This is a genomic window from Thermodesulfobacteriota bacterium (assembly GCA_040755095.1).
In the GTDB taxonomy this organism is placed as follows: domain Bacteria; phylum Desulfobacterota; class Desulfobulbia; order Desulfobulbales; family JBFMBH01; genus JBFMBH01.
The window spans coordinates 1-5,319 of record JBFMBH010000199.1 but is presented as its reverse complement, the minus strand read 5'-3'; the positions used below and the strand labels follow the sequence as shown (position 1 = coordinate 5,319).

The following is a 5,319-nucleotide window of genomic DNA, read 5'->3' as shown; positions in this document are numbered from 1 at the left end:
CGGACATTGCCCGGAAAGGGGTAGCCGGCCAGAAGCTCATAGACCGCCGACGCCAGTCCCCGCACCCGCTTGCGCAGGCCGGCGCTGAAGCGCTGGACAAAATGGTCGGCCAAAAGCCGCAGGTCCCCCTCCCGCTCCCGCAAGGGCGGCAGATGCAGGCGCAGGACATTGAGGCGGAAATAGAGGTCCTCCCGGAACCGGCCCTCCCGGACCAGGCAGCGCAGGTCCCGGTGGGTACCGGCCATGATCCGCACATCCACCGCCACCTTCTTGCTGCCCCCCAAGGGATAGAACTCCCGGTCATCGAGCACGGTCAGGAGCTTCACCTGCAGCGGCAAGGGCAGATCGCCGATCTCGGTGAGAAAGATGGTGCCGCCATGCGCCAGACGGAACATGCCTGGCTTATCGGTCTGGGCGCCGGTAAAGGCGCCCCGCACATGGCCGAACAGCTCGGACTCCAGAAGGGTTTCCGGCAGGGCGCCGCAGTTGACCTTGATGAAAGGGTGGCGGCCCCGGGGGGAGGCGCGGTGGATGGCCTCGGCCACCAGGTCCTTGCCGGTGCCGGTCTCGCCGGTGATCAGCACCGAGGCATCGGTGCGGGCCACGATCGGTACCAGCTCCAGGATCGCCTGCATCTTCGGGCTGTGACCGATCACCCCTTCCAGGGCCACGGCGGCCGGGCCACCGCCCTGGAGGCCCTTGAGGAGTGACAGATCCTCCAGGGTGACCACCACCCCCTGGGGCTCGCCGTCACCGCCAGGCAGCGGGGCGACAACGAACCGGATCGGCACCCGCTTGCGGTGCCGGTCGATGATATCCCCTTCGCAGGTGATGGCGGCGCCTTCGGCCAGCACGGCTGCCACCGGAGGACGATCGGCTCCCCAGCGGCAGCGCAGCACCGGCTCCACCGGCAGGCCGCCGGCCTCCTCCCGGCTGTAGCCGGTAAGGGCCTCCAGAGAGCGGTTGATGGCGACCACCTCCTGGCGGCTGTCCAGGATGGCGATGCCATGGGGCACGCCGTCGATGACCGCCAGCAGGTCGATGGCAACGAGGGAGGAGGGCTCGGGCATAGGCTCTGGCACGACTCAGGGTGCGCCAAGGGGGCAACAGGATGCGGCTTGCCCCTCTCTATGCCCAGAAACCCGGGCGGTTGTCAACGATGATGCTCAAACCGAAACAAGGACCAGGGTGGAACAGGAAACAGCGGCAGCCCCCGGGCGCCGCCGGCATGGTGGGACCGCCGGCCCTCAACAGCCGATGCGCGTTGGAGGCCACTACCGCCGCCTGCCCACGGCCAGGGCCCGGCGGGCAGCGTCCAGGCGGGCCATGATCGGCAGCTTCCGGAGGGTGGCGTCATCGGTCTCGTTGTTGACGTTGATGAGCACCAGCCGCCCCCCTCCCCGGCCGTAACGGTTCTCCAGATCGATGATCGCCCCCACCACGGTCAGCCGGCCGGTGGTCACCCGCTCCTGATAGCGGGCGACACCCTCCGCCACCAGGCTGTCCACCAGGGCCTCCGCGGCCTGCAGCAGCCGTTCGCCATCGCCGGCATCCAGGCCAGGCGGCATAACCGCGGCCAGACGATCCACCACCCGGCGCAAGCCGGCGTCCACGGCCCGCTCGGGGGCGAGGGCCAACGCCAGGATCGGGCTGTCCGTCTGGCCGGTGATGAGAAGAACCGGGGTGCGCAGCCCGAAAACCCCGAAGTCCACCGCCGCCGCCACCGGCGTCAGCTCGGGTCCCAGGGTGCGCACGGAGTACAGCTGTCCCGGGCCGTCCGCCAGGAAAAGCCCGGGCTGCACCCGGGGATCGCAGTCCGCCAGCCAGGTGACCGCCGGCGCCAGCTCCCCGGCCGGTATCGCCACGGCGGCGGGCAGGGCCTTGTCGTTCCCGGCCACCAGGAGCTCGACGATGGCAAAAGGCGGCTGGCCCGCGGCCACCTTGCCCTGGACGGGCAGCTCCGCCTCCGCCGGGCCACCGGCAGCCAAAGCCCACCACAGGCCAGTCACCACCAGGAAGCATCTTCCCCTGCCCATGATCCCCTCCCAGACCACCCAGCGAATGTCGAATACCGCACAAGGAATGTCCAACCGCAGAAGGGACCGCAACTGAACAGAACGGTCAACCACCGGTCCCTTGGACCCTGGAAATCCCTGGTTGGACATGCTGCGGTTCGTCTTTCTCGGCCCATCCCGCCCCGAGGTTAGCAGATCGGCCGCCCCGGCGCAAACCCGCCAGACCCACGGCCCCCCCCCGCGCCTTGACAGCCCTGGGGGCCATGTTATATACGGCCATCGCCATCCCATGCCGCCCATCAAGTCCCTCGGATCCACGACGTCCTTCCGGTCGCAGCAAGCAGCACCAACCGGCCCCCGTTCAGCCCGGGGCACTGGAGGCAACATGCACGCCAAAGATCTCATGATCCCCCTCCTGGAGTTCCTCACCCCGGCGACCCCCTTGAAGGAGGCCGCCAACCTCCTGCGCACCGCCAAGCGGGACGAGGACAAGTGCGGGGTCAAGGGCCTGCCGGTCCTGGACCCCCAGGGCGCCATGGTGGGCTTCCTGTCCATCGGCGACATTCTCAAAGCGGTCTTCCCGCCTTACATGCAGCTCATGGACCTGGGCGAGTTCACCTGGGATGGCATGGTGGAGACCATGGCCAAACGATGCGCCGCAAAGACGGTGGCCGAGCTCATGACCCGGCGGGTGGTCACGGTGCCCGCCGAGGCGCCCCTCATGGAGTGCGTGGACCACATGCTCAAGCACAACGTCAAGAGGCTGCCGGTGGTGCGGCCGGACGGCAAGGTGATCGGCATCCTCTACGAGCGGGATGTCTTCTTTGCCATCGCCAAGGCGATGCAGGACAACAATGCCGGAGGTGGCCAATGACCCACGAAGCCGCGGCTGCGGCCCAGCCCTTTGTCATGGACACCGCCTTCTGGACCGCCACCACCATCTTCCTGCTCGCCTACGTGGTCATCGTTTCGGAGAAGATCCACAAGACAGTGGTCGCCCTGTTCGGCGCCGGCCTCATGCTGGTGTCGAAGATCCTCGCCCAGCACGAGGCCTTCCATGTGGAGGAGTTCGGGGTCGACTGGAACGTTATCTTTCTCCTTATCTCCATGATGGTGATCATCAACCTCATGCGGCCCACCGGGGTCTTCGAGTACATCGCTATCAGGAGCGCCAAGGCGGGCCGGGGCGAGCCGATGCGGATCATGGCCATCTTCGCCACCGTCACCGCGATCCTCTCCGCCCTTCTCGATAACGTCACCACCGTGCTCCTCATCGTGCCGGTGACCATCCTCATCGCCGACGCCCTGGAGGTGAATCCGCTGCCGTACCTCATCTCTTGTGCCCTGGCCTCCAACATCGGCGGCACCGCCACCCTCATCGGCGACCCGCCCAACATCATGATCGCCTCCAAGGCGCAGCTGGAGTTCATGGACTTCGTCTACCACCTGAGTCCGGTGGTGATCGTGATCATGGTCTTCTATGTCGTGGCCATCAAGCTCATCTGGGGCAAGGCGCTCAAGACGCGGCCGGAGCTGCGGCAGCGCATCATGGCCATGAACGAGAACGAGGCCATCAAGGACCCGGTGATGCTCATCAAGTCTCTGGTGGTTCTGGGCCTGGTGCTCACCGGCTTCGTCTTCCACGGGGCGCTCCATTTCCAGCCCGCCACCATCGCCCTCTTTGGTGCCGGCCTCCTGCTGCTCCTCGCCAACACCCATGAGCCACACCACATCCTGGCCGAGGTGGAATGGCCCACCATCTTCTTCTTCATCGGCCTTTTTGTCATCATCGGCGGCGTGGTCAAGGTCGGCCTCATCAAATGGATGTCCATCCAGGTCCTGGAGCTTACCCAGGGCAACATGCTCGCCACCAGCATGGTGGTGATGTGGTTCTCGGCCTTTGCCTCGGCCTTCATCGACAACATCCCCTACGTCGCCACCATGAACCCTTTGATCGTCGACATGGCCCGGCAGCTGTGGCCGGACCTGTCCGGCGTTGCCCTGCTGCAGCACACCGAGCTCATGCCCCTGTGGTGGTCCCTGGCTCTGGGCGCCTGCCTGGGCGGCAACGGCACCGCCATCGGCGCCTCGGCCAACGTCATCGTGGTCGGCATGTCCGAAAAGCTGGGCCGGCGCATCTCCTTCGGCCAGTTCATGCTCTACGGCATGCCCCTCATGGTCATGACCGTGATCATCTCCACCGCCTACGTCTGGCTGCGCTACTACGTTTTCAAGGTCTGAGCCCGCGGCCCCGCCCTCCTCCGCTTGCCACCCCGACCGAATGTCGATTCTCGAACAAGGGATGTCCAACCGGAGAAGGGGCCGGCAGAACTGACCCGAAGCGGCAACGACCGGTCCCTTCAACCTTGGAAACCCCTGGTTGGACATGCGGCGGTTCGCCCTTCTCGGCCCATCCCGCCCCGAGGCTGGCCGATCAGCCGCCTGGCGCAAACCCTGCCGCCGGAGCCACGGACAGGCCCTCCCGTGCCTTGACAACCCTGGGGGCCATGCTTACGGTTCGGGCAGTTTTGCCCGCGGGGCCAGGACACAGCCGTCCAGCCGGCGCCCCGCATCAGGAGCCGGAGGAACGACCGCCGTCAGGTCCGACGGCAGCACGATACATCTTCTAAGGAGGCCATCTGTGGTGGAGGAGGAGCGGACTGAAGAGCTGGCGCCCGAGGCGGCAGCCGTCCAGGCGGTCGAGGAGGCACCGACAGAGGAGAGCGCGGCCCGGATCCAGGCCCTGGAGCACCAGCTGGCCGAGGAGAAGGACCGGCTGCTGCGGATGGCCGCCGAGTTCGAGAACTCGAAGAAGCGGCTGGCCCGGGAAGCGGCGCTCCGCCAGGATTACGCGGAAGAAAGCTTCATGCGGGAGATCCTGCCCGCCATCGACAACCTGGAGCGGGCGTTGGCGCAGGGCCAGGAGGGCGGCGCCCAGGCCCTGCTCGATGGCGTCGAGCTGACCCGCCAGGGGCTCATGGCCACCCTGGAGCGCCTGGGGCTTTCTGCCATCGTCAGCCTGGGCCAGCCGTTCGACCCCCACCGGCACGAGGCAATGACCGTGGAGGCCACGGATGAGCTGCCCCCCAGCCACGTGCTGCGGGAATTCCAGAAGGGCTATCAGTTCAAGGAGCGGGTCATCCGGCCGGCCCGGGTGGTGGTTTCCAAGAAGGGCTGCTAGGTCCGGCCAGAGGAAGCGCGGCCGGCTGCGAAGGATACGATCATCTTATACATCTTATACGTGGAGACACTGGCATGGGAAAGATCATCGGAATCGACTTGGGCACCACCAACTCCTGTGTAG

5 protein-coding genes are annotated in these 5,319 nt (G+C 66.6%); 3 read left to right on the top strand and 2 right to left on the bottom strand.

Going from position 1 to position 5,319, the window contains the following annotated elements; genetic code table 11:
* Both AB1634_18585 and AB1634_18580 read right to left on the bottom strand, forming a co-directional pair.
* Positions 1–1,070, bottom strand: a 1,070-nt coding sequence (locus tag AB1634_18585) for a sigma 54-interacting transcriptional regulator (GenBank protein ID MEW6221520.1), incomplete at its 3' end; no start/stop codon positions are given.
* A gap of 204 nt (positions 1,071–1,274) precedes the next feature.
* Positions 1,275–2,036, bottom strand: a complete 762-nt coding sequence (locus tag AB1634_18580; GenBank protein MEW6221519.1) for a carbonic anhydrase — start codon at positions 2,034–2,036, stop codon at positions 1,275–1,277.
* A 364-nt stretch (positions 2,037–2,400) separates the two neighbouring features.
* Here AB1634_18580 and AB1634_18575 point away from each other — a divergent pair, with 364 nt between their 5' ends.
* From AB1634_18575 to grpE, 3 genes are all read left to right on the top strand, one after another.
* On the top strand, positions 2,401–2,889 hold the full coding sequence (locus tag AB1634_18575) for a CBS domain-containing protein (protein MEW6221518.1): 489 nt from the start codon (positions 2,401–2,403) through the stop codon (positions 2,887–2,889).
* A complete protein-coding gene (locus tag AB1634_18570) occupies positions 2,886–4,256 on the top strand; it encodes an ArsB/NhaD family transporter (GenBank protein MEW6221517.1) in 1,371 nt (456 codons plus the stop codon). Before AB1634_18575 ends, AB1634_18570 begins: the two co-directional genes overlap by 4 nt.
* 400 nt (positions 4,257–4,656) lie before the next feature.
* On the top strand, positions 4,657–5,196 hold the full coding sequence (grpE, locus tag AB1634_18565) for a nucleotide exchange factor GrpE (protein MEW6221516.1): 540 nt from the start codon (positions 4,657–4,659) through the stop codon (positions 5,194–5,196).
* Positions 5,197–5,319: the final 123 nt, after the last annotated feature.

Coding starts and splice junctions, on each gene's coding strand:
- AB1634_18575 (MEW6221518.1), top strand. CDS start 2,401: ATGCACGCCAAAGATCTCATGATCCCCCTCCTGGAGTTCCTCACCCCG.
- AB1634_18570 (MEW6221517.1), top strand. CDS start 2,886: ATGACCCACGAAGCCGCGGCTGCGGCCCAGCCCTTTGTCATGGACACC.
- AB1634_18580 (MEW6221519.1), bottom strand. CDS start 2,036: ATGGGCAGGGGAAGATGCTTCCTGGTGGTGACTGGCCTGTGGTGGGCT.